Annotated in this window: 25 protein-coding genes; 17 read left to right on the top strand and 8 right to left on the bottom strand. The window is 40.5% G+C overall.

From position 1 onward, the window contains the following. Positions 1 to 146 precede the first annotated feature (146 nt). From G7062_RS08540 to G7062_RS08530, 3 genes are all read right to left on the bottom strand, one after another. Complete coding sequence (locus tag G7062_RS08540) at positions 147 to 635, bottom strand: N-acetyltransferase (protein ID WP_166065499.1); 489 nt, start codon at positions 633 to 635, stop codon at positions 147 to 149. A gap of 2 nt (positions 636 to 637) precedes the next feature. Beyond that, the gene (locus G7062_RS08535) at positions 638 to 1,696 is read right to left on the bottom strand and encodes a bifunctional transcriptional activator/DNA repair enzyme AdaA (RefSeq protein WP_166065498.1); all 1,059 of its coding nucleotides are present in this window, start codon (positions 1,694 to 1,696) and stop codon (positions 638 to 640) included. A gap of 199 nt (positions 1,697 to 1,895) precedes the next feature. Continuing rightward, complete coding sequence (locus G7062_RS08530; protein ID WP_166065496.1) at positions 1,896 to 2,513, bottom strand: enhanced serine sensitivity protein SseB C-terminal domain-containing protein; 618 nt, start codon at positions 2,511 to 2,513, stop codon at positions 1,896 to 1,898. Positions 2,514 to 2,776: 263 nt separating this feature from the next. Here G7062_RS08530 and metK point away from each other — a divergent pair, with 263 nt between their 5' ends. Then, a complete protein-coding gene (gene metK / locus G7062_RS08525; RefSeq protein ID WP_166065495.1) occupies positions 2,777 to 3,871 on the top strand; it encodes a methionine adenosyltransferase in 1,095 nt (364 codons plus the stop codon). Here metK and G7062_RS08520 read toward each other — a convergent pair. Next, complete coding sequence (locus tag G7062_RS08520; RefSeq protein WP_166065494.1) at positions 3,861 to 4,919, bottom strand: nucleotidyltransferase family protein; 1,059 nt, start codon at positions 4,917 to 4,919, stop codon at positions 3,861 to 3,863. The two genes, metK and G7062_RS08520, sit on opposite strands and share 11 nt — an antisense overlap. A 95-nt stretch (positions 4,920 to 5,014) precedes the next feature. On the opposite strand from G7062_RS08520, the gene trmB reads away from it, so the two are divergent. The 9 genes from trmB to G7062_RS08475 all read left to right on the top strand — a co-directional run bounded on the left by trmB (position 5,015) and on the right by G7062_RS08475 (position 12,225). Next, positions 5,015 to 5,656, top strand: coding sequence for a tRNA (guanosine(46)-N7)-methyltransferase TrmB (gene trmB / locus G7062_RS08515; RefSeq protein ID WP_166065493.1), 642 nt, complete (start codon positions 5,015 to 5,017; stop codon positions 5,654 to 5,656). Further along, positions 5,646 to 6,713: a M42 family metallopeptidase gene (locus G7062_RS08510; RefSeq protein WP_166065492.1), complete on the top strand. Its 1,068-nt coding sequence runs from the start codon at positions 5,646 to 5,648 to the stop codon at positions 6,711 to 6,713. The genes trmB and G7062_RS08510 overlap by 11 nt, the downstream gene beginning before the upstream one ends. Further along, the gene (locus G7062_RS08505) at positions 6,706 to 7,404 is read left to right on the top strand and encodes a hypothetical protein (protein ID WP_166065491.1); all 699 of its coding nucleotides are present in this window, start codon (positions 6,706 to 6,708) and stop codon (positions 7,402 to 7,404) included. The genes G7062_RS08510 and G7062_RS08505 overlap by 8 nt, the downstream gene beginning before the upstream one ends. Next, on the top strand, positions 7,404 to 7,991 hold the full coding sequence (locus G7062_RS08500; RefSeq protein ID WP_166065490.1) for a hypothetical protein: 588 nt from the start codon (positions 7,404 to 7,406) through the stop codon (positions 7,989 to 7,991). Before G7062_RS08505 ends, G7062_RS08500 begins: the two co-directional genes overlap by 1 nt. Continuing rightward, a complete protein-coding gene (gene murC / locus G7062_RS08495; protein ID WP_240915940.1) occupies positions 7,984 to 9,303 on the top strand; it encodes a UDP-N-acetylmuramate--L-alanine ligase in 1,320 nt (439 codons plus the stop codon). Before G7062_RS08500 ends, murC begins: the two co-directional genes overlap by 8 nt. A gap of 48 nt (positions 9,304 to 9,351) precedes the next feature. Beyond that, entirely contained in the window at positions 9,352 to 9,750 is a 399-nt protein-coding gene (locus G7062_RS08490; RefSeq protein ID WP_166065488.1) for a hypothetical protein, read from the top strand. Continuing rightward, positions 9,743 to 10,462: a hypothetical protein gene (locus G7062_RS08485; RefSeq protein ID WP_166065487.1), complete on the top strand. Its 720-nt coding sequence runs from the start codon at positions 9,743 to 9,745 to the stop codon at positions 10,460 to 10,462. Before G7062_RS08490 ends, G7062_RS08485 begins: the two co-directional genes overlap by 8 nt. 2 nt (positions 10,463 to 10,464) lie before the next feature. Beyond that, positions 10,465 to 11,460: a LacI family DNA-binding transcriptional regulator gene (locus tag G7062_RS08480; protein WP_166065486.1), complete on the top strand. Its 996-nt coding sequence runs from the start codon at positions 10,465 to 10,467 to the stop codon at positions 11,458 to 11,460. 267 nt (positions 11,461 to 11,727) lie between these two features. Next, on the top strand, positions 11,728 to 12,225 hold the full coding sequence (locus G7062_RS08475) for an NUDIX domain-containing protein (RefSeq protein ID WP_166065485.1): 498 nt from the start codon (positions 11,728 to 11,730) through the stop codon (positions 12,223 to 12,225). On the opposite strand, the gene G7062_RS08470 is transcribed toward G7062_RS08475, so the two are convergent. Genes G7062_RS08470 through def form a run of 4 tightly spaced genes read right to left on the bottom strand, consistent with a single transcriptional unit; the run spans position 12,197 to position 15,922 of the window. Then, positions 12,197 to 12,721, bottom strand: a complete 525-nt coding sequence (locus G7062_RS08470; protein WP_166065484.1) for a class I SAM-dependent methyltransferase — start codon at positions 12,719 to 12,721, stop codon at positions 12,197 to 12,199. The two genes, G7062_RS08475 and G7062_RS08470, sit on opposite strands and share 29 nt — an antisense overlap. A gap of 30 nt (positions 12,722 to 12,751) precedes the next feature. Next, positions 12,752 to 13,552 carry a metallophosphoesterase gene (locus G7062_RS08465; protein ID WP_166065483.1) on the bottom strand — a complete coding sequence of 267 codons (801 nt, stop codon included), beginning with the start codon at positions 13,550 to 13,552 and terminating at the stop codon, positions 12,752 to 12,754. Continuing rightward, entirely contained in the window at positions 13,542 to 15,332 is a 1,791-nt protein-coding gene (gene rnjA / locus G7062_RS08460) for a ribonuclease J1 (protein ID WP_166065482.1), read from the bottom strand. Before rnjA ends, G7062_RS08465 begins: the two co-directional genes overlap by 11 nt. A 14-nt stretch (positions 15,333 to 15,346) precedes the next feature. Beyond that, on the bottom strand, positions 15,347 to 15,922 hold the full coding sequence (gene def / locus G7062_RS08455) for a peptide deformylase (RefSeq protein WP_166065481.1): 576 nt from the start codon (positions 15,920 to 15,922) through the stop codon (positions 15,347 to 15,349). A gap of 143 nt (positions 15,923 to 16,065) precedes the next feature. On the opposite strand from def, the gene G7062_RS08450 reads away from it, so the two are divergent. The 7 genes from G7062_RS08450 to recQ all read left to right on the top strand — a co-directional run bounded on the left by G7062_RS08450 (position 16,066) and on the right by recQ (position 23,761). Beyond that, the gene (locus tag G7062_RS08450) at positions 16,066 to 17,370 is read left to right on the top strand and encodes an FtsW/RodA/SpoVE family cell cycle protein (protein ID WP_166065480.1); all 1,305 of its coding nucleotides are present in this window, start codon (positions 16,066 to 16,068) and stop codon (positions 17,368 to 17,370) included. Beyond that, complete coding sequence (gene rsmD / locus G7062_RS08445; RefSeq protein ID WP_166065479.1) at positions 17,294 to 17,845, top strand: 16S rRNA (guanine(966)-N(2))-methyltransferase RsmD; 552 nt, start codon at positions 17,294 to 17,296, stop codon at positions 17,843 to 17,845. Before G7062_RS08450 ends, rsmD begins: the two co-directional genes overlap by 77 nt. 125 nt (positions 17,846 to 17,970) lie before the next feature. After that, the gene (locus tag G7062_RS08440) at positions 17,971 to 18,777 is read left to right on the top strand and encodes a phosphorylcholine transferase LicD (protein ID WP_166065478.1); all 807 of its coding nucleotides are present in this window, start codon (positions 17,971 to 17,973) and stop codon (positions 18,775 to 18,777) included. Between the two features lie 12 nt (positions 18,778 to 18,789). Further along, positions 18,790 to 20,577: an HAD-IC family P-type ATPase gene (locus G7062_RS08435; protein ID WP_166065477.1), complete on the top strand. Its 1,788-nt coding sequence runs from the start codon at positions 18,790 to 18,792 to the stop codon at positions 20,575 to 20,577. Further along, positions 20,508 to 21,116 carry a hypothetical protein gene (locus G7062_RS08430; protein WP_166065476.1) on the top strand — a complete coding sequence of 203 codons (609 nt, stop codon included), beginning with the start codon at positions 20,508 to 20,510 and terminating at the stop codon, positions 21,114 to 21,116. Before G7062_RS08435 ends, G7062_RS08430 begins: the two co-directional genes overlap by 70 nt. A gap of 47 nt (positions 21,117 to 21,163) precedes the next feature. Next, positions 21,164 to 21,871 carry a methyltransferase domain-containing protein gene (locus G7062_RS08425; RefSeq protein WP_166065474.1) on the top strand — a complete coding sequence of 236 codons (708 nt, stop codon included), beginning with the start codon at positions 21,164 to 21,166 and terminating at the stop codon, positions 21,869 to 21,871. A gap of 63 nt (positions 21,872 to 21,934) precedes the next feature. Then, positions 21,935 to 23,761, top strand: coding sequence for a DNA helicase RecQ (gene recQ / locus G7062_RS08420; RefSeq protein WP_166065473.1), 1,827 nt, complete (start codon positions 21,935 to 21,937; stop codon positions 23,759 to 23,761). Positions 23,762 to 23,844: the final 83 nt, after the last annotated feature.

Genomic DNA, 23,844 nt, shown 5'->3' with positions numbered 1-23,844 from the left:
ACAAGAATACATTTATGACAATATAAATCGATAGAAATAATAAAACGCCGCGTGCTCTCATAATGGGAAGTCGCGGCGTTTGCTGTAGTTTATGTTTTCTAAATACTAAGATATAACGTTATTGAACTGTAAGAAATCAATTTGTATTAGTCCTCATACCAATCAAATGCTGGTCGAATATCGCCGGTGATTGCGCACAGAACATATCCGCATTGATGAAACCCATGGTTTATCAACAATGCTTTCATGCGTTGGTTATCTTCGTGTGTATCGGCTCGAAGATAATTAATGCGTGCTTTACAATAGCTTAAGCAAAGTCTACCTAGGTGTGGGATTGTATTGTTGCTAGCGAGGCGATGAAGGGCTCCATAGGGTTTGTCGTGATGCCATTGCCCTGTTGCGAGTGTATCATAACTTTTTTGTCCCGTAATTTTTAGTACAAAGACACCGCCAATCTTGTGGTTTTCCTCCACGACATAACAGGTCTGTGTGTTGATATCGTCCATGATAATACTAGGGTGAGGGTAGTTGTTACGCCATTGCCTTGGATTTCCAGATTGTGCCATAGTGTGGCGGGCAAATTCGAATATATTGAGGATATCTTCCACATCCTCAATACGCGCTAAGCGTATCATGGTCATCTTCCTTTCATGGCGTGTGCTTCATGGTTGATTAACCATGCTTTGCGGTCAACATTGCCACTGTAACCGCCAACTTCGCCATTTGCCTTCACGATGCGATGGCAAGGAATGATAATGGCGAGTTGATTGTTGCTGTTTGCATTGCCTATGGCCCTTGAACTGTTGGGCATGTCAAGTGTGTTTGCAAGTTGTTTGTAGGTTTGTGTGCTCCCGTAGGGGATGGCTTGGAGGTGTTCCCACACCGTGTTTTGGAAGGGGGTTCCGCCAAGGTGAAGTGGTGTCTTAAAATGTGATAAAGTTCCTGCGAAATAATCATGTAACTCATTCGTGATTTGTACAATAACAGGGTTTCTTCCGGGGACAATCTGCGTGTTCCCTTTATCCTTTAAAGATTGAATTTCATCTTCTAGACCGTCGCGATCTGCAAACTCAAGCAAGAATAGCGATGAATTATCGGCGATGCTAAGCATGGGGCCCAGTGGGGTATCAATCCATTCAAAATAAAGGATATGGCGTGTTTTTGATTGAGTTGGAGCCGTTCCGATGACCTTTGCGAAAGCATCATGGAATCCACTGGACGATTCATAACCACTATCTAATTGTTTGTTGATGACACTTTGCCCCTTACGAATGCCGTCGTGTGCGAAGCCCATCCGACGAGCACGGGCGTATTGAACAAAAGTCATGCCATAATGCTTCTTAAACAACCGTCGTGCTGTTGCGGAATGGATTCCTAGTTCTTCAAAATCACGATCATTCCAGTGTTTCGCGGGATCTACTTCGATAACCGAAACAAGATGCGTTACTTCAGATGGCAGTTCTTGTGGATACGTCAAAGGGTTGCATTTTTTGCAGGGTCTATACCCCGCCAATAAGGCAGATTCGGCTTTGCTGAAGAACTCACAGTTTTCAAACTTTGCTTTTCGAGCGGGACATGTTGCATGACAAAAGATTCCCGTAGTTTTGATACCTGCGAAAAACATGCCGTCATACGCGCTGTCTCTTTCTACAAACGCTTGATAGAAACGTACTTTGTCTTTTTCGTTTATTTCCATGAAATCACCTCTTACGATTAGTATACGCTAAATCAATGGGGATCATATCCGAAAAATGAACATCTAATTTTGTCTAACAATTGCCAAAAGACTAAAATGCACATCGTACTAAGAGTAGGGTGGTGGTCTCAGAATGCTTGCGAGAACATTAAAAAAGAGCCGCAGCTCCATGAGTTTTGGTCAAGCAATCAGACCAATTTCATTTTTTATAAAAAGGTTTCATACTTTTAATGATAGTCTGTCCTGTTGTATCGTGATGGGTAAAGACATCACAGTGTGTGCCTTTGGGGAAATGTGGTGCAATCCGATCTACAAGGGAGCGGATGACTGTTTCATCGTTGGCGATTCCCTCAAGCACAAGTGCCAAAGATGATCTGCGCCCAGTGACAAGTTTTGCAAGATATGCTGCAACAATTGTGGGGGTATCTTCAAGCAATGGTTTCACAAAGAACAAGAAGGATAGCGATGTGTTGTCGGGAGTTGTAATTTCAGTTTGAACATCAACATCCAAAATGGCATCCACTGCATATGCATCCAAGGTTATTGCCTGATTCATCGGGTTGATGACTAAAGCTTGGTCATCACTGAATTGCACATCTTTGAGATATGTTACATATATGGGGGCACAAACTCCCATTGCTTCTGCTTCCAATTCGTTAGTGAACAAGGGGATGAAGGTGTCGTTGTCTGGGGGTGTGATTGCAAAGTCGTCGATACGATAAAGCATGGCATCTCGAAGTGCTTTTTCAAATGCAATTTCAGTTGCAGTATCATATGTTTCGCTTAATGCATTGATGATTTTATCCAAGTGATTCATAAGGCCTCATTTCTAGGGTGACGCATACACCCTACCTGCAAAATACTATAACATCTTCTTGCATTTTTTGACAGTTTATCATATGATGTAGGCACGATTATCAAGAATTGAGGTAGAGGGTTAGCTCATTGACCTCAAGCCAACCTGCGATATTGCGTAAGGTGGTACAGCTAACAACGATAAGCTATCATACGTGGTTTGATGAGTCTTAGTGTTGTTGCTAGGATTTTTTTTATGTCGTTAGAAAAGAGGCTAGTATTATTATGGAATTTATTTATTTTACATCGGAAAGTGTGACGGATGGTCACCCAGATAAGATGTGTGATCAGATTGCGGATGCAATCTTGGATGCTGCGTTGTCAGAAGATGTGCATGCTAAGATGGCGGTAGAAGCAACAATTAAGGACGACTTTGTGTTGGTATACGGTGAGGCGAATACCACGGCTGTTCTCGATTATGCCGCAATCGCAAAAAATGTCATTGCTGATATTGGTTATACTGAAAATTATGAGGTGTTGGTTAAAGTAAACAAACAATCCGCACAAATCAATCATGCTGTTACATCCGAGGAAAATGTAGGTGCAGGTGATCAAGGGATTATGTTTGGATATGCAACCAACGAAACTGAAAGTTACATGCCACTCCCTATTGAGTTGGCCCACAAACTATCGAAGCAGTTGAGTGATGTGAAACGTGATATTACGTGGCTTTTGCCGGATGGAAAAACACAAGTCACTGTAGCCTACAAAGATGGAAAACCCGTCTTCGTACATACCGTTCTTGTGAGTGCTTCGCATATGCCAGGTCACAGTGCTGAAGAAATTCGCGAAACAATTATGGAGCACGTGATTAAACCTGTCATTGACCCAAAATGGCTGACAGAAGAAACACGTTACATCATCAATCCAAGTGGCGAGTTTAGTATTGCCGGACCCTTTAGTGACTCTGGAACAACAGGTCGTAAAATAGTTGTCGATACCTATGGGGGTGTCGGTCGTATTGGTGGTGGTTGCTTTAGTTCGAAAGATCCATCAAAAGTTGATCGCTCTGCTGCATACTACAGTCGCTATGTTGCGAAATCTGTGGTTGCTGCTGGTTTGGCAGATAAGATTGAAATTCAATTGAGCTATGCGATTGGTTTATCCGACCCCTTATCCATTCACATTGATACATTCGGAACACACAAGCGTCCTGAATCGGAAATCTTAGAAATTATTAAGAATAATTTCAACTTTAAAGTTGGTAATATCATCAAGGAACTTGATTTATTACGTCCGATTTATCGTGAGAGTGCAAACTTCGGAGCATTCGGTCGCGATGGATTTCCATGGGAAACGATAAAAAAACTCACCTTTTAAGGATGAGTTTTGAGATTTCGTCTTGAATTAAGGCATTCATGGTCTTGTTATCCTTGACCATGCCATAGATAGTGGTTGCTTTGAGTTCAAGGTCTTTTAAATCATATTGTTTAAACGATGTCACATAGTTGGCATCGTTTTTTATATCTTTAAGATACGCTTGTCCGCGCATATTCATACCTAACACCCGAGCTTGAGCAGGGGGTTTCACATCATCCTTCTTAATGTCCAAAAGAATATTCATGAGCGTTCGCTGGATGCGTGATGTTGTATAACGTTTTGAGGTGCATGTGGCAATCAATGCACCGAGTGGGAGGTTGGAATGTTTAACCAAGAGATTCTCGATGCCTTCATCAACTAGTAAAATGGACTGCAAGTGAGCGCGTGTTTTGGTTTTTAATGCGTAGCGAATCAATGTTTCATATTCGGAAATATCATGGGTTGTTATTGCATCCAAGTTTAAAGGTGTTGTATGTGATACATCACGGACACGATGGTTAAGGCGGATCGAAGTCGCGCTTGCAATTGCGGCCTCGACTGACGTATCGTGATAGCCGTTGGTTCGTTGAATGGGGATGGCTTTTATACCAAGTGCTTGTGCAGTTTGGATGTATTGATAGCCGAGAATATCGTTGGATAAGACAGCACCACCCATTTGATGTGCATAACTTCGGCCAACTTCGGGTTGGAATGAAAAGGCATTGCGAATGGTATCCAAATCATTGCTCTCAGATCCGAAAACAAGCGTGTCCACGTGCATGATATTCAGCAGTTCAACACTGGCTTTCGCAAAGTAGTCAGCACTTTGTAAAGCGAAGTAAGTCGGAAGTTCAATCACAATGTCTACGCCGTGATTCAATGCAGCTTCAGTGCGTGCCCATTTGTCAATAAATGCAGGCTCACCACGTTGTACAAAATGTGGTGACATGACGGCAATTAAAACATCACACTGGCTGATTTCACGTGCCTTTTGAATGTGATAGATATGCCCATTATGGAAAGGATTGTATTCGACAACAATGCCGGTAATTGCTGGTCTTTTTTTCATAGATGTATTTTACCACAGATTAATGAAAATAATGTAAAAAGTCACGTAAAACTAATGTAAGCGTGGTACAATAGGAGTACAAATGAGGTAGATTTATGAGATTACGTAAAAAAGATTGGAGCTCAGAAATTTTTGAGACCTTTTCGAATTATTTAGTAAGTGATTATGAGGCCATTAAAGGCAATTGGAAACACGATTTAGATGCTCCGATTATGCATGTCGAGATTGGGGCAGGAAAAGGGGATTATTGGCATCAACTGAGTGCCATGTATCCAGAGCGCGCAGTTGTTGCTATGGAGCGTGATTATACAGCAAGTTCAATTGCATTGAAGAAGCTTGAAGAACACCCCGGTGATCGCAAACGGTTCATCTTTGGTGATGCCGAAAAGCTTTCGGATATGTTTGCGAATGGTGAAGTGGATATCATCCATTTAAATTTTAGCGATCCTTGGAAAAAAACACGTCATGAGAAGCGTCGATTGACATACAAAACGAAGTTGGATGACTATTATGATGTACTGACCGATACGGGTGAGATTCACATGAAAACTGATAATGTGGGATTGTTTAACTATTCACTTGTCAGCGTCGGTCAGCATAAGTTCGAATTGGTTGAAGCACATGTTGATTTCCGTGCTCAAGACCATGAGGATCCATTTACAGAATATGAACGAAAATTTCATGAATTGGGACAGCCCATATTCAGAGCGGTGTGGAGGAAAAAAGATGTTAAATAAACAACAGTTAACATGGTTTGAAACATTAACCCAATTAGATGGAGTGAGTGGGCATGAACATGCAGTGGCACGTTACTTACGCAGTGAGTACGAAAAGCTGGGTGTTGATGAAATTATTCAAGACAATTTAGGCAGCATTCTTGCTGTAAGAAAATCAAAAAAAGCCAATGCTAAGAAAGTATTGGTTTTAGGCCATATGGACGAAGTTGGTTTCTTGGTCAAAGAAATTACAAAAACAGGTGTCCTTAAATTGCATCCTGTTGGGGGTTGGTTTAGTCAAACACTTTTAGCCCATCGTGTTCGTGTAACGACACGTAAAGGCGATGTACTCAACGGTACAATTGGCAGCATTCCGCCGCATATGCTTTCCGCAGAAGAGCGTGCTAAACCGATGGAAATCCCTCAAATGCTTGTGGATGTTGGTGCTATTGACCAAGCGGATGCAAAAGCAATGGGAATTCAACCAGGAGATATGGTTATTGTTGATGGTGGGTTCCAAGTCTTGAATGGTGGAAAACGCTTGTTAGCCAAAGCATTTGATAACCGTTATGGTTGTGTCATGGGACTGGATCTTCTTGCTGCACTTAAAGACCAAGAACTTGATTATGATTTGTATGTTGGCGCCAGTGTCCAAGAAGAAGTTGGTTTACGTGGGGCCCAAACCGTTGCGCAAATGGTAAAACCAGATTTAGCGATCATCTTAGATTGTTCCCCAGCCAATGATGCAATGGCAACAGATGCTATTGGTAAGTTGGGTGAGGGTGTCTTAATTCGTGTTATGGATGGAAGTATGATTGCGACCAAAGACCTTATTTATAAATTTGCCGATATTTGTGAAGCACATGATATCAAACATCAGTATTACTTCTCTCCAGGGGGAACAGATGCCGGTATCGTTCACAAGTCAAATGAAGGTATCAAGACATTGACATGTTGCTTGTGTGCTCGCAATATTCATACAGCAAGCTCAATATTGGATACAGATGATTATCTTGCGGCTAAAGAGGCCTTGATTCACTTTATCGATATGAAGACATGGGGTGATGTTGTTGCGTAAGTTCATAGCGATCGCGTTGGTATCATTACTCATCCTCACCGGATGTGGTTCACAAAAAACTTACGATCAAATGATCCAACAAGCGTTATCGAGACCTTTGGTGACATCACCAAACCGAAACAAACAATTCCTAAAATACTACGTACTCCCAGATACTGGAATCAAAGAAACAACCCAACTTTCGACATTGATGGAAGTTGCTGGCTATCCTGTGATGATGACGCTCAATGTTTCCGACATTATCACCCGAAAGTATTATGATGCAAGTGGGAGTGCAGAAAAGAATCATACCTTTGTATCGCAGATTACTGAAGATCAAACTGTTTTCAGCCACAAAGGAACCTATCTTGATCGCAATGACCAAGAGCAAAACTTCATCTTCTCAGTACTTGAGGCAGAAGGAGAAAAGATTTTAGTCCTTGAAAATGGATTAATCAGTTTGATCGCGGTGGTACGCGATGTGGATGTGAACTATGTTGTTGATTCCATGTTTGTTACCATGCGAAGTTCTGAGGTCAACGAGGATAAAGTCGTTGCTCACTACTCAAATAAAGAAATTATCGATTATAAAGCAATTCATGAAGAGTTCTTTGACCACAAGGTACCAGAAACAGGAACCTTGTTGGATATTTATAATCAATTGCACCCCGATGACAAAATTGTCGTGCCAAATAAAGGAGGCGATCAATAATGTTTAAAAAACTTGCTTCGATTCTTTTTAAAGAAGAAGAAATTATTATTGAAGAAGAACTTGAAAAACACGAGGATGAACTTAAGATTCCTGAACTCAAACCAATGGTGGCATCAAAACCCGTTGCTGAACCTGCCATTGCTACAAAATATGAACCCAAATCACAACCACTCTCAGAAGAGAAAATTGTGTTTGTAGAATCCAAGGATGATCGCAAACCAATGATGATTAATGTCGATGAGGATCCGGTTGTTAAAGAAACTAAGGTACGCCGTGAGGCAAAGCCAGAACCGAAAAACACCTACCGTCCTCAAGCCATTATTAGCCCGATTTTCGGGGGACCTGAGGGTGAGGAACCGATGAAGCCTGCACCAACGCAAACCTATGGTGATGCGAAACGTCGTGCACCTTTAACACAAGTCATCAGCCCAATGTTTGGTCGTGTTGAAGAAGAGGCGCATCATGAGGTAGCACTCAATGATGCTTCCATGGATTTGGATATCACCGAAATGCTTTCACCAGAACGAACCGGTGAAGAAGTGCAGGTATCATTATATGACTACTTAGAGGGGCTTGAAGATGAATAATGAACAACTATTCTTTATAGGAATCAAGGGAACAGGGATGGCATCACTAGCCAAAATTGCGATCAATCTTGGCTATGATGTTGCCGGTTCTGATATTGAACGTCACTTTTTTACTGAAGACTCATTGCGCGAATTGAATGTTCCGATTCTTCCCTTTGATGCACAAAACATTAAGGACTCCATGACCGTGATTGTTGGAAATGCGTTTGGTGATGATCATGAAGAAGTTGTCGCAGCACATGCTAATCCATCCGTTACAGTATATCGTTACCACGATTACCTTGGAAAACTAACCAAGGAACACCGCACAATCACAGTGAGTGGCTCACATGGTAAAACAACCACAACGACGCTTCTTAAGGACATGCTTGATTATTCGAAGAATACCGGCTATCTCATTGGCGATGGTCGTGGCGAACTTCACAATCACGATGATTACTTTGCAGTTGAGGCGTGTGAGTTCCGACGTCACTTCTTGGCATACCATCCCAAGGTAGCAATCATGACAAACTTTGAGATTGATCATGTTGATTACTTTAAGTCCGTTGAAGATTACTTGTCGGCATATGAAGAGTTTGCTGCCAATGTAGAGGAACTCCTCATTGTATGGGGCGATGATCCACATTTCAATGACTTAACATTCAATAACAAGGTGTGGACTTATGGGTTTGACGAAAAGAATGACTTTGTAGCGCGTAATGTTGAGCGCACTACAACACACAGTCTCTTTGATGCTTACTTCCGTGGGGAGTTCATTGGACACTTTGATTTACCGATTGTTGGCGATCATATGATTCTCAATGCACTTGCTGTTATTGCTGTTGGAGTTCATGAAGGCATTGATGCTGGTGATATGGAACGGGGACTTCAAAATTTCAAAGGGGCAAAACGCCGTTTTGTGATTGAAGAGGGTGCAGAGAATATCTATATTGATGATTACGCGCACCATCCAACGGAAATTCGTGTAACTCTAGAAGCTGCACGCGTACGTTACCCAGATAAAAAAATCGTTGCTATCTTCAAACCACATCGTGTGGGACGTGTCTATTATTTTGTGGATGAATTTGCCAATTCACTCAAACTTGCTGATGAAGTTGCCTTATGCCCATTCACAAGTATTGATGATATGGAAGAAGGAATTGACATTGATATAACGTATCTACAAGACCGCATTCCTGGCAGTTTGATTGTTGATTTGAATGACCAAGATTTGGATAAATTACAAGCAATGGGTCCTGCAGTGTACGTGTTTATGAGCAGTAAAGATATTTATGATTTGAAAGATGCATTGAAAATACGTTTCAATGATTGAAAATAGTTTCAGAACTAAGTATAATGAAAGATAGAAGAGGTGAATAGAATGGATGCACTATTAGAGAGTTTGCACAATGTTTCTTTGGTATTACTTCCCATTGTTGGTGTGGTTTGTTTAATTTTGGTAGCCATGATACTTTATCGTATCTATGTCATAACAAAGAAACTGCCCGTAACATTGGAAAAAGTCGACGGTGTCATTGATTCAACCCAAAAATCAGTGGATCAACTTGAAGCACCTCTTAATACGCTTAAGAATGTTTCTGGTACTGTCGACATGGTTAATAATTCAGCGATCGGTATCGCAAGCAAGGCGGTTTCAATGTCAATGAAACACTCTGATGCGATCGTATCCTGGTTTAAAGACTTTGGAGACAAGCGCCGCAATAATAAAGAAGAAGCTGGAAATCAAGAGAAAGAAGAGGACTTTGGTATTTATGAGTAAATATGATGATATTTTAAATGAACTCGTTTATCAAATTGATGATGTTGTATATGAGTTCTACAGCAAGAGCAATGAAATTATCGCTGTGAAGTCCGAACAGGAACGTTTATTATCATTCCGTGATAAAACAATCAATACGATTAATGATATGAATGTCCGTTCACTGGAAATTATTTCTGAGTTTAAAAATGAGGCTCTTGTGAAAGAGCGTGCCGAGGCATTGCTTGCTAAAAATAAAGATCTTGTTGCTTCAAGTTTAAGCATTCTTCAAGGCTCACCGGATAAGAATGAATTCCTTGAAGACGTACAAAATCTTGCAACAGGTGTTTATGAATCGGCAAAAGATGTCTTCAAGAAGATTGAAGATTCTGGCGTTGTGGATCGCATTGCGGATAAAGCAAATGAAGGATTCAAAAAAGTTCAAGAGGGTTTGGAAGAATTTTCCAAACATCCAACGGTCCAAAAAAGTGCGGACATAATTAAAGAGAAAACAAAAGAAGCGGTTGAAGCAGGTTCAAAACTTGTTAAGGACGGCACAAAATTTGTTACTGATAAAATCAATGATGCTGAAGATAAAGGTTCTGAAGTCTATCACGAAGTTGTTGATGCAGGTGAGGATGTGGCTGATATCTTTAAAGAAACACCGACCAAATTACAAGATGTTATTGATAAAGTGACTGAAAACGATATCGAAGAGAAGGATGATAAATAAATATGAAACGCGTTACTATATATGATGTAGCCAAAGAGGCGGGGGTTTCCTTAGCTACCGTATCTCGAGTTATTAATGGACTTGAGATTGTTCGTGAAGAAACACGGGTTAAGGTTGAAGAAGCAATTGATCGTTTGGGTTATAAACCAAATGCGATTGCACAAGGATTGGCATTACAAAAAACAACAACAATTGCGTTGTTGGTGCCAGAAGCAAGTTTTGCATACACAGGTCAAATTATTAATGGTTTGATTGATGTTGCGAAAATCTACAAGTACAGCATTATGTTGCACACAATGAATGAAGGTATTACTGACATCAAAGACGTTATTGATGATGTTATCAAATCACGCGTTGATGGCGTTATTATATACAATGACAAATTAATGGATGCTGAACTCGAACAACTTAGCAAATATCAGTTCCCAATCGTAATTATTGGAAACAAGATGTCTGATAAACAAATTTCATCCGTATATGTCGACATTGAAAAAGCTGTTTATGAGCTAACCATGAAACAACTCCATGAAGACAAAAACCGTAAAGTTGCTGTCATTCAAGACCGTAAGAATGATTTCACAACCAACCAAATGAATAAAGGTGTGAAACGTGCTTATGAAGAAATGGGCTTGAAGAATCATGGTTACATTGAAATTCCATCCGAGTACCGTCGCTCATACGACTACTTCTTGGATAACATTGAAACACTTGGTTTTGATTACTTAATTGCAAACCGAGACTCCCAAGCGATCTCAGCAATGAATGCAGCGCATGAAAAAGGACTCAGTATTCCTGAAGACTTAGAAATTGTCTGCTTGATTGATTCAAAATACAACTCAATGGTACGTCCACGTTTATCAAGTTTCGCAATTCCAGCATACGACTTAGGAGCTGTATCCATGCGTGTATTGACAAAAATGTTAAATGACGATGAAGTCGATGATAAAGAAATCGAATTGAGCTACTTGTATACACCAAGACAATCAACCAAGAGCTAAATTTCAAATCCACATCACCCTAACGGTGATGTTTTTTTATGAGAGTATATTCATACGACCTTAATATAATGTTGTTGTGTATAAAATAAAAATTATGCGTTAATTTTATTGACATAACATCGATATAGTAGTAATATTATATATGGTCAGTGATGACCTCGTTGATCATCAAATATTCTTTACCCCCCCACCCAAGATGTTTGTATGATTCAACAACTTCATTGAAAGGCGCAGAAGCGTCTTTTTTTGATTCAGGAGGGAATCCCTATGTTACTTAACGAATTCTATGATTATTATTATGAGAATACAGGTTTCACAACCATTCGTTCGACCGCACGTGCTTTGGTGTTTGACGAACAGGGAAGGATGGGCATGATGCATATTGTTGGGGATGATATCTTTGGTGCACGTGATCATTACGAGACACCAGGAGGCGGAATTGAGGCTGGAGAGGATGCTGAAACTGCAATCCATCGCGAGGTGCTTGAAGAAGTAGGTTTTGCGTGTCGGATTGACTCGTATCTGGGTTCTGTAATCAATCGTTACAATTTACTTGAAGTTATCACTGTTCATCATTTTTTTGTATGTACAATCACAAAAAAAGAAGCGACCGCATGGACCGCCTCTGAACAGGAATGGTTTCAAGGAGTTGTTTGGAAAACTCCCCAAGAGTGGGTTGATATATTAGCCAAGCCACGGCCTATGGTTAATGAACTTGTGCATCAGCGCGAACGCTTTATCTTGTCATATTTCTTAAATCAATAAGATACGTTACCGGGCTTAACGGTGTTTCGTAGCGTAATGTCTCGTATGAGGTATTTGTAGCGTCAAGAAAGGCGGTTACAGCTTGGTACTCGTCATAACCACCCTCATGTTTGAGGTAGCATGAAACGACGATAAAATCGCTGACAACATCAAGAAGCTTTTTAAGTGAAGCGATTGTTGTGGCTGCTGTTGTAATAAGTGTTTTGTCGCTCCCTGGTAAATATCCTAAGTTATAGATTGCACCTGTTATAGGTGCAATTTTTTTATAATCAACAGTATCGTGACTTTGATTGAGAAAGGTAATGTTAGCATAGTCCTGTGTGAGTATCTCAGTGGCTTCTATTGCCGCTTTTTGAATGTCGATTGCATAGACATGCTGGGCATGGTGTGCCAAGAATAATGTATCATGTCCATTTCCACAAGTCATATCCACAACACGTGATTGAGTGTTTAAAAACTGTAACATAAATTCATGGGCTGCTTGTTTGTGATTCATAAGTGTCTCCTCGAAACGAAAGAACTCCTTTTATTGAGAGTTCTTCAGTGTAATAATGACGACATCTGGATTGGTAAGAAGTCGTAATTGTGGTTCGCGATTCCCAACACCGGATGATTGAATCAAGAGGGTGTTGTTCACGGTCTCTCTTTTTTTATCATGTTGTGGACCATCTAAGAGTGATCCAAGAAGTGGAATACGGATTTGCCCATTCATGGACTTTCCAGCAACCATTAAATGGATGGCCTTATCGCTAAGTTGATCAATGACATCGGGATTGTGAGCCAATACCAGCGTAAATGCCTCGTTGATACTTGGGAAGGCAGGTTCGGTATTGGTATTGAGTCCTACCAGTTGAATCGACTCGTTTGAATTGTTGAAGATGGGTGTGACCCCATTATCTAAGATTCGAAACCCTGCATTCTGCAAGGTAATCCGGGTGATATCGTTGGCAGCATTTGCATCAACATCCCCCAATACAGCATACTTGCCCAGCTTATCCGGTAATGAAGCAAGAAGATCTTGAATAATCTTCACTGTTTCATCATCAGGTTGTGTATCGAACAAGTTTCCTGCAAACAAGACCATATCAGGTTGGAATTCATTAATATGTGCCACTGCTTTTCGTAAATTATCAACATTACTAAATACATCAGAGAACACAGCAACAGAGCTGTTATTGAAAGATGCCGGTAATGTTGACGATGTTACCGTTTCAAATCGTAAACGCACGCGCTTGGGTGCAAAGACTGTCATCTCGAAGTAGACTCCTAAGAGCAGTGCAAGGATTACCGTGAGCGTAATGATGCGTCGGCGAAATTTACGCAACATCGGCTTCCTTCTTTACGACGGGTTTCTTTTGTGGCGCTTTTTTCTTGGGTGCTTCCTTTTTAGGTGCAGGTGGCGTTTGCACAGCAGAACGTTGGTTTAAAATTACAGGGATGACCAACGGATTGCGTTGTGTGTGTTTGTATAAGAAGGGTTCAAGGGCACCACGGATGGTATTCTTGATTTCACCAAAGGTAACCTTCTTTTGCATGCGTTTCTTAAGTGCTTCATAAACGACTTGTTCCGCTTCTTTAAGAAGTGGTTGGTTTTCTTTAATAAAGACAAAGCCACGACTTACGATACTTGGTTTTGTAAGGATTTTGTTTTGGCGTGAATCAATGGTAACAACTACGGAAACCAATCCACTGTCAGATAAGACTTTACGGTCTTTAAGGACTGCGGTCGAAAGTCCACTTGAATCATTTCCATCCACGTAAATGTCATCTGCTTGGATACGGATATCGGTCATAAACGCTTTTTCATCACGCAGGGCGATGACATCACCATTTGAACAAATGAAGATGTTATCGGGATCAACACCGGTTTCGATTGCCGTTTGGCGGTGTGTTTTCAACATTTTGTACTCCCCATGCATTGGCATGAAGAATTTCGGCTTGATAAGTTGTAACATTAATGTTTGTTCATCTTTAGAAGCATGTCCTGTTGTATGCAACGAGTTTAAGGGTGAGTTTGTAAGTACATTTGCACCAGCACGTGTTAGCTTATTAACAACTTGTGATACACTCGGTCCATTTCCTGGGATTGGACTTGATGAGAAGATGACTGTGTCATTAGGGATGATGTTAATTTGACGGTGCGTACCATTAGCAATACGGCTTAGTGCAGCCAAGGGTTCACCTTGAGAACCTGTACATAGAATCAATGCTTGATTTGCAGGCAGCTTGTTTAATTGGTTTGCATTTACGAAGTTCTTGTCAGAAGCTTTAATGTGCCCCAGTTTACGGGCGATTGTAATGACATTCTCCATTGAACGACCAAAGACAGCAATCTTACGACCTTGTGCAATCGCAGCTTCAATAATCTGCTGGACACGGTAGACGTTCGAGGCAAAGGTCGCAATGATAATACGTCCTTCGACTTTTTTAAAGATTCGATTAATTTCACGGGCAACATCACGCTCACTGATTGAGAAACCATTAACTTGTGCGTTTGTGGAGTCACTCATAAGCAGTGTAACACCAATTTCACCCATATATGACATGACTTGATAGTCTGGGTTTTCACCAACAGGGGTTAAGTCAAACTTAAAGTCTCCAGTAGAAACAATGCGTCCGTTGGGTGTATTTACCAACACTCCCAATGCATCAGGAATGGAGTGAACAACATTAAAGAATCCAATCACAAAGTGCTTTGTTGTGACTTTTGATTTTGAATCAATCTCTTGAATTTGATGTTTTGTTTTGATTTTACGTTCTTCTAATTTACGTTCAATTTGTGCTTTCGCAAAACGTGGTGCATAAATTTGCGGAATCGTAACGCGTTGGAGTAAAAATGGAATTCCTCCAATGTGGTCCTCGTGACCGTGAGTAATGATGAGTGCTTTGATCTTCTTTTGATTTTTCACAAGGTGTGAGAAATCAGGGATTACATAATCCACACCGAGAAGGTCATCCTCGGGGAACATGACACCGGAATCGATGATGATAATTTCATCTTCGTGTTCGATGACATACATATTTTTTCCAACTTCGCCCAGTCCGCCTAATGCATAGACTAGGGTATCGGTTTTTTTGATACTTACATTATTTTCTTCTTTTGTCATAATATGACTCCTATCTAATATTCAATGAGTTTGATTTTTTCGTCTGCAGCCCATGGGTCTGTTTCATTAATGTGATCGTAAAAGAGCACGCCATTTAAATGGTCGATTTCATGTTGTAAAACGATCGCTAAGAGATCTTTGGCAACGATTGTGATTTCTTTGTTTGTAATTAAATCATAGGCAACAACTTTAATGCGCTGATTGCGCACCACAATACCAGGGTGTTCGTCGCGAATTGATAAACATCCTTCACCATAACTCAGTGCTGCTTGTTTTACAGAATGCGAAACAATTTTTGGATTGATAAGCATATATTCAACTTCAGTAAACGTACCATCTTTTTGTTCCAATTCAACGACCATTGCAGTCATTTGTTTTGAAATGCCAATTTGGGGTGCTGCGATTCCATTTGCAGGTTGTAAGTTGTACTTCTCAGCCAGTTCTTCATCGCGAGAATCGCGTACGTATTGCATCATGTCATTCAGGGTCTGAATGTCTTCCGATTGCAAAGGAAAAGATACCGGTTCGCATTTTTTACGCAAAACGGGGTTTGGATCCAGGACAATCGTGTCCATATTTATTTTGTGCATGTAATTTCCTCTATTCCAAAAAACGGTGAGCTTTAATTATATGTGTATTCATAAACAAACTCGTTACAACTATATTAGCCTATTTTTGTGCTTTTTGAAAGGGTTTCGCATAATTTTCAGTATTAATGTGGTATTATAACTCTATGAAAAAGAAGAAACTCTCATTAAAGATGCCTGCGGGCTATAATCGTTATATCCATGCGGCTGTACTCATCCTCAATCTTTTTGGTGTGCTTATGATTATTTCAGCAAGCATGAAAGCAGATGCCAATATTGGCTCGCTTATGTTTATTGGTGCCAAAGAGATGGGGTTTGTCGTTGTATCCTATGTAGGGATGGTATTTACGGCACGCATGTTTAATTTCAAATGGGCGCAAAAGTACTCTCGTATTATTACTGGTGGCATTATTGTGATGCTCCTTTTGCCCATTCTTATGGGATATTCCGCGGGTGGTGCTCGAGCGTGGATTAGCATTGGGCCCATTACCATTCAACCGTCTGAATTTGCGAAAGTATGGATTATAATTCTAATTGCTTTACGATTGGGTGATAAAGACCGGGTACGAATTGCGAAGATGCGTGATTTGATCACAGAACCCTTAGCAATTGTGATGGTCATGGTATTTATTGTTACGATTTTACAAAAAGATTTGGGATCAGCGGTTGTTATCTTGGGAATCTCATATATTTGTTTCTTGGTACCTTCAAACCGACGGTTAACGCGCCTTCAACAAGTTATGATGATTCTTATGCTTATTGGTGTTATATTCTTAATTATTTTGGATACAGAAGGCGGTTTGGCTTTCATTTCGAAAACACTTGAATCGATGGGGGTTCATCCTTATATGCTAGGGCGTTTGCAATCATCAGCCAATCCCTTTGCGGATCGCTATGGTGATGGTTACCAACTCTTTATGGGGCTTGTTGCTATGGTTCAAGGACTTGAGAGTGGCTTCTTTGGTAAAGGGTATGGAAACAGTGTCAACAAGTATGGATACCTTCCTGAAGCACAGACTGACTTTATCTTAGCAATTGTCGTTGAAGAATTGGGCGTTTTTGGAATTCTTGTAATTGTAATTGGATATGGTACTGTCTTGTATAATACCTTGAAATATTCAATTTTAGTCAAACTTGAGCGTGATAAGATTTTACTCATCGGCGCTGCATCGTATATTATGATTCACTTTATCTTTAATGTCGGTGGGGTTACAGGATTAATTCCTCTAACAGGTGTACCATTGCTCTTTATATCAGCCGGGGATCAAGTCGTATCGCGATTATGTTGGCGATTGGATTGGTCCAAAATGTTATCAGTCGTTATAACATCGAACAGAAAGTGCTCGTCGAAAAGAAAAAGTTGGCGGAGCAATCATGAGAATTGTAGCAGGAACGCACGGTTCACGTGCTTTAAAAACCCTAAAAGGGAATACCACACGCCCAACATCTGATAAGATTCGCGGTGCTATTTTTAGTAAAATTGGTCCTTACTTCGATGGTGGCCGCTTCTTGGATGTATTTGGTGGAAGTGGTGCCATGTCCTTAGAGGCAATCAGTCGTGGCATGGAGCAGGCAGTTGTGTTTGAGAAAGACAACCGCGCAGCAAAGATTATTATGGAGAATGTTATGATGCTTAATGAAGCCGATAAGGTTGTTGTAAAGCGTGGCGATGCAAAGACACTTGTCAATCAAGTTCAAGGTCCTTTCGAGATTGTCTTTATGGATCCACCGTATGCATATCCAGATATTGTTGCCATAGCACAACAGATTGTGAATCACGAACTGTTGAGTCCATCAGGACTTCTAATTCTTGAAACAGACTCACATGTTGATATACCAGAAACGTTGCACACCTGGTCACGATATGATCGCAAAGAATACGGAGCAACGACCCTTCATTACTACCACAATGCGTGCCAGTTATAACCGAGATATTAAGATGCGTTATAACTTTTTTTTAAGTTTTAGGGAATTATGGTAAAATGACATTACTGTAAGGTATTCGCATTTACGATATCGTATAATTGAAAACGAGCAAAAGGAAAATAACCATGGAAAAATATGTTCTAAAGACACGCAGTGATGGTTCCGAAATCACCCTGCGTGATGTACAAATGAAAACATTAGAAATCGTCTTAGAGTTTGATCGTATTTGCAAAGAACACGATATTGAGTATGCCCTCTCTGATGGCACTGCACTTGGGGCCATTCGCCACCAAGGTTTTATCCCTTGGGATGATGATGTCGACGTTATGATGACATACGCGAACTATGATCGCTTGGTCAAAGTACTTCAAGAGCACATTCGTGAGCCGTTTTATTTTCACTGCTTTGAAACCGATAAACGCTACAACGTATTAATCCCAGCCATGAAGTTTCGAATGGGTGGGACGTATGTGAAAGAAGTCAACTCGTTGCTGAACAATAAATGTGATGGCGATGGTTTGTTCATTGATATTTTTATCTTTGATACTGTGTCTGAGAGTAAAGTAAATCATTTTTATCACCGGACACTCAGCACCGTAATGATGCCATTTATCGTATTGTTTGAAAATCTTAAAATGAACCCTGTGTGGTTAAAACAACGCTTTGTGAATCATGCCCGCCGTTACTCAGAGAAAAATAGTGACTCCAGTAAGATTGCTATTTCTGTAACATGGACATGGGATAAGTTTGTTGATCGCCGCATTGCTCGTGATGTGGTTTTTCCAACAACCGATGTCTTGTTTGAGAATCACATGTTACCTGTGCCGGGTAAATATGAAACATATTTAGAAGCAACATATGGGCCAACCTATATGCAAGCACCACCCAAGGCGCAACAAAATCCAAAACATATTGATGATATTGAAATCTAGTTAGAGGTTAGTATGAATAAGAACGTAATTGGACTTACACACGATGAAGTAAAAAAACAAATTGCTAAAGGGAATGTGAATGTCGTCCCTAAAGCCAAGAGCAAATCGAGTCTGCAGATTATTCTGTCGCACACGTTCAATTTGTTCAATCTTTATAATGTCCTTATTGCGGTTGCATTGATACTCGTAAAAGAGTATTTAAGTGTGTTCTTTCTTAATGTTATTGTGATGAATATTGCCATTCGATCATTTCAAGAAATTCGGTCCAAGCGTATTGTTGAAAATCTAAACATTCTTATATCCGATGATACGAAAGTCTTACGCGATGGAAAAATTGAAAAAATCCCCAGTGATCAAATTGTATTGGGTGATGTTGTTTTGTATCAAATCGGGGATCAAGTATCTGCCGATGCGGTAGTTATTCAAGATAATGTTGAAATGAATGAGTCGAACCTAACAGGTGAATCGGAACCAATTATGAAATATGAAGGGGATGAGTTGCTCTCAGGAAGCTTTGTCACCAGTGGAACATGCTATGCGAAAACAAATCGTGTCGGTCTGAATAGTTTTGCACAAAAGATTACATCAGAAGCACGAAACTATGAACCCGTTGAGTCAGAACTTATGGAGACATTCATGCGCATTACGCGCTGGTGTACCCGCATTGTACTTCCAATTGGAATCATCTTGGTTGTCCAAGCGTTGCTTGTCCGTCATGAAGGTATCAAGCCAACCGTTGTTGCAACGTCAACTGTATTACTGGGCCTTTTACCGAAAGGATTAATCCTCTTAACGAGTCTCTCATTTGGTGTGTCGGTATTCCGATTGGCTCAAAAACGAACCTTGGTTCAAGAAATCTATAGTATTGAAGTATTGTCTAAAGTGGATGTGCTCTGTATTGATAAAACAGGCACGCTGACCGCAGGGGCAATGTCGGTCCAAGATGTTCTTTATCTTAAAGACAAGAATACAGTGAATGATATGATTGCAACTTACCTTGGTAACTCAAAAGATACCGATTCAACAACCAAGGCGATGAAAGCCCACTTTGACCTTAAGACGAATTTGGAACCACAACATGTTGTACCTTTTTCCTCAGCACGGAAATGGGGATCAATGAGCTTTGCCCATGAAGGAACAATGTTCTTGGGTGCTCCTGAGTTTTTGATTGATAATTATACACTGCCAGAAGCTGCAATTGCATACCAAAGTGAGGGTGCTCGTGTTCTCTTGGTTGCTCATAGTGATCAAAAGATTAATGAGGTGTTACGTCCGGATGACTTACAACCGTATGCTCTGATTGTTATTGCCGATCCAGTCCGTGAGGATGTCTATGATGCACTTGATTTCTTTAAAAATAATGAAGTTGTCGTCAAGGTTATTTCGGGGGATAACATCAATACATTGATGGCTGTCGCATCAAAGACAGGCATTGTAAATGGCGATCGAGCCATTGATGTTACCCACATGAAAACCGATGCAGAACTGGAACATGCCGTTTTAAATTATAATGTCATTGGACGTGCATCACCGTATCAAAAACAAACAATGGTAAAGATGCTCCAAAAAAACCATCAGCGTGTTGCGATGGTTGGGGATGGTGTGAATGATGTCCTCGCACTTAGAACTGCGGATTGTTCAATTGCAATGGGGCAGGGTCAAGTGCTGCACGACAAGCCGCACAAATTATCTTACTCGATAACGAATTTACAACAATGGTTGATGTTGTCATGGAAGGGCGATTGGTTACCAATAATATCTCGCGCTCTGCTTCAATGTATTATTTGGGAACACTCTTAACATTCCTCCTTGCACTCGTCGCTATTTTTATGAATACACTATATCCATTTACACCGTTACAAGTGTCAATTATGAGTATGTTTGTGGAAGGGATGCCTTCATCGTTTGTAACGTTTGAAAGCAGTTATGCAAAACCAAAAGAAGCCATTATTCCAAGCATTCTACGGAATATCATTCCCAACGCTGCAACAATGGCAATTATCTTTGTAATAACACTCTTGATGCCATTTCCATTACCAACCCGTCATACCATGTTATATTTTGTAACCATATTCTTATCACTTGCTCTTGTTTATCATATTTTCCAACCGATGAATTGGAAGCGTGTTGCTGTCCTGATGGCATCTGGAGCAAGTCTTATCGGTATTTGTTACTTATTCTTCAAGCAACTTCGCTTGGTTCATCTTGGAACTCAAGAAACACAAATCACTGTGGGATTGGTCGTCTTAAGTATGGGTCTGCTCTTTATCTTAAATAAAGTATCCAATCACTTGATTGATCGTTTCTTTAAAGGATCACTAAAAACAGACGTAGATTAAATGTCGAAAAGACCACATCCAATGTGGTCTTTTGTAAAGGAGAGCTCATGTCAAAAGCAAACGATTATCGTGCGGTCATTGCCCAACCATGGTCGCAGGTGTTTTATCGCACACTGTGGCTGCAAATTGGATCCCTTCAAGATCAAGATATTCTTGATTTTGGTTGTGGATTGGGCATTACAATGGAACATTATGCCCATGAAAATACGGTTGTTGGCATCGATAAAGATTATGTATTTTTAAATGCGCAAACACATGCGTTAACAGTTCATCACGGCAGTCTGGATGTTCTAAAAAAAACGCCCACCGCAAGTGTTGATTGGATTCTGTGTCATAACGTTCTGAATTACATGCAAAGCCCCAAAGAGGCCATTGATGAATTCAAACGTATTCTACGACCCCAAGGAACATTATCAATCGTCGTTCACAACCAACCCGGTAAGATTCTCCATAAGATTGTGTTTGAGAATAAACCCACTGAGGCGATCGCACTGTTGCAGGGAACTCAGAGCGAAAGCCTGCTTTTTGGAGAAGTCCTTGATTACAATCAAGCATGGTTCAAAGAGAATGTATTTACAAAGGCTTCAACGTATGGATTGCGAATCGCATATGCGATGCAACTCAATGAATGGAAGACTGCTTCTGATTGGGTTGACACCATGACTGCGGCAGAATTCACAATCTCTAAACATGAGCCTTTTGCAAGCGTGGGGTTCTTTATTCATTACATCATCAAGCAAGAAGACCTTCGTTAGAAAAAGACGCTTGAATTTTGTATGGGAATTTGAGAAACTAAGAGAACGAAAGTTCGGTGGCTTATGAATAAATTTGAAGTTTTAAAGCAGTACTTTGGATATGAAGTTTTTAGACCCGGTCAAGAGACAATTATTGATGGTATTATGGCTGGTAATGATGCACTGACAATTATGCCGACAGGTGGTGGGAAATCGATATGTTATCAAATTCCATCGCTTCTTTTAGGAGGGACTAACATTGTCGTCTCGCCCCTGATATCATTAATGAAAGATCAGGTAAGTGCCTTGACCCAAGTTGGTATTCAAGCAGCTTACATCAACAGTTCGCTCTCCGCAGAAGAAGTACAAATGACATACACGCTTGCAAAAGATGGTCATTATACGCTGTTGTATGTCGCACCCGAACAATTGCTAACTGATCGTTTTCAACAACTAACATCCTATCTTGACATTAAACTTGTAAGCATCGATGAAGCGCACTGTGTTTCACAATGGGGGCAAGATTTCAGGCCGCACTATCTTGATATCGCAACGTTTGTTGCTTCATTGCCATCAAGACCGCGTGTAGCGGCGTTTACAGCGACTGCAACGGAATTTGTCTGTCAAGACATTGAGTCGCGCTTAAGCCTGTCAAATGCGCTTAAAACAACAACTGGATTCAATCGCGCGAACTTGTACTACAAAGTGCTTCAATTGACTTCACGAGAGAAATATCCATTTGTCAAAGATTATGTTATGAAACATCGTAATGATGCCGGTATTATTTACTGTCAGACTCGGAAAGAAGTCGAAAGCGTGGCAGCACAACTCCAACAGGATGGATACAAGGTTGGAATCTATCATGGTGGAATGGACAGTGATGGACGAAATGCCAATCAAGAACGCTTTATTCGCGATGAAGTATCGATTATGGTTGCAACAAATGCATTTGGGATGGGGATTGATAAATCAAACGTTGCATTTGTTATCCACCATAATATGCCAAAGAATATTGAAAGCTACTATCAAGAAGCAGGGCGCGCAGGACGCGATGGCGCACCAGCCGAATGTATTTTGCTTTTCAGTGGTTCTGATGTGCGCACAAATAATTTTTTCATAGACAATGCGAGTCGTGATGAACGCACTGATGAAAAGTCATTTCAAGACTTTCAAACATACGAACGGCAACGATTGCGCCAAATGACAACCTACGCCAAAACAAAAACCTGCCTTCGTACGTTCATTCTTGAGTACTTTGGGGATACAAATTCAGTGACCTGCGATAATTGTTATAACTGTCAATCAGAGTTTATTGAAAGCGATATTACTGAGGATGCTCAAAAAATACTATCGTGTGTCTACAGAATGGATCAGCGTTATGGGATGATTCGAGTGATTGAAGTTTTACGTGGAAGTAAGAATAAAGTTCTATTGGCAGCAAACTTGGATCGCATTACTACGTATGGAATCCTTAGTTCACGCCGAAAAGAAACACTCCAAGAAATCATCGAAACACTCGTCGAAATGGAGTATCTCAGTATCTCTGATGATAGTTATAGTGTCCTTAAGTTGACCGCCGAAGCGCTTCCTGTTTTAAAAGGGGATGCGAAGATCATCATGAGAACACTTAAAACAAAACCCGTAACACAATTGCGACAAACGCGCATGCATGTTGAAAATGAAGCCCTCTTTGAAACATTGCGGACATTACGACTCACGATTGCTCGAGAGCGCAACGTACCAGCCTATACCGTGTTCAGTGATCTAACCTTAAAGGATATGTGTCATAAACTTCCACAAACACCAGAAGCATTTCTTAATGTTGATGGTGTCGGGTCCGTTAAGATGGAAGCCTTCGGAGCGGTATTCATTCAAGCAATTAATACGTATATTCATGAAGAGAGACAATAAAGTCTCTTTTTTGCATATTATATTAATTTTATAAGTAAAATCGATAATTATTATTAAAATTTGTTGTTCCATGACATTTTCAG

It is taken from the genome of Erysipelothrix sp. HDW6C (assembly GCF_011299615.1).
Lineage (GTDB): Bacteria > Bacillota_I > Bacilli_A > Erysipelotrichales > Erysipelotrichaceae > Erysipelothrix.
Note: the sequence above shows the minus strand (reverse complement) of the source record. Positions and strands in the feature narration are given on the sequence as shown.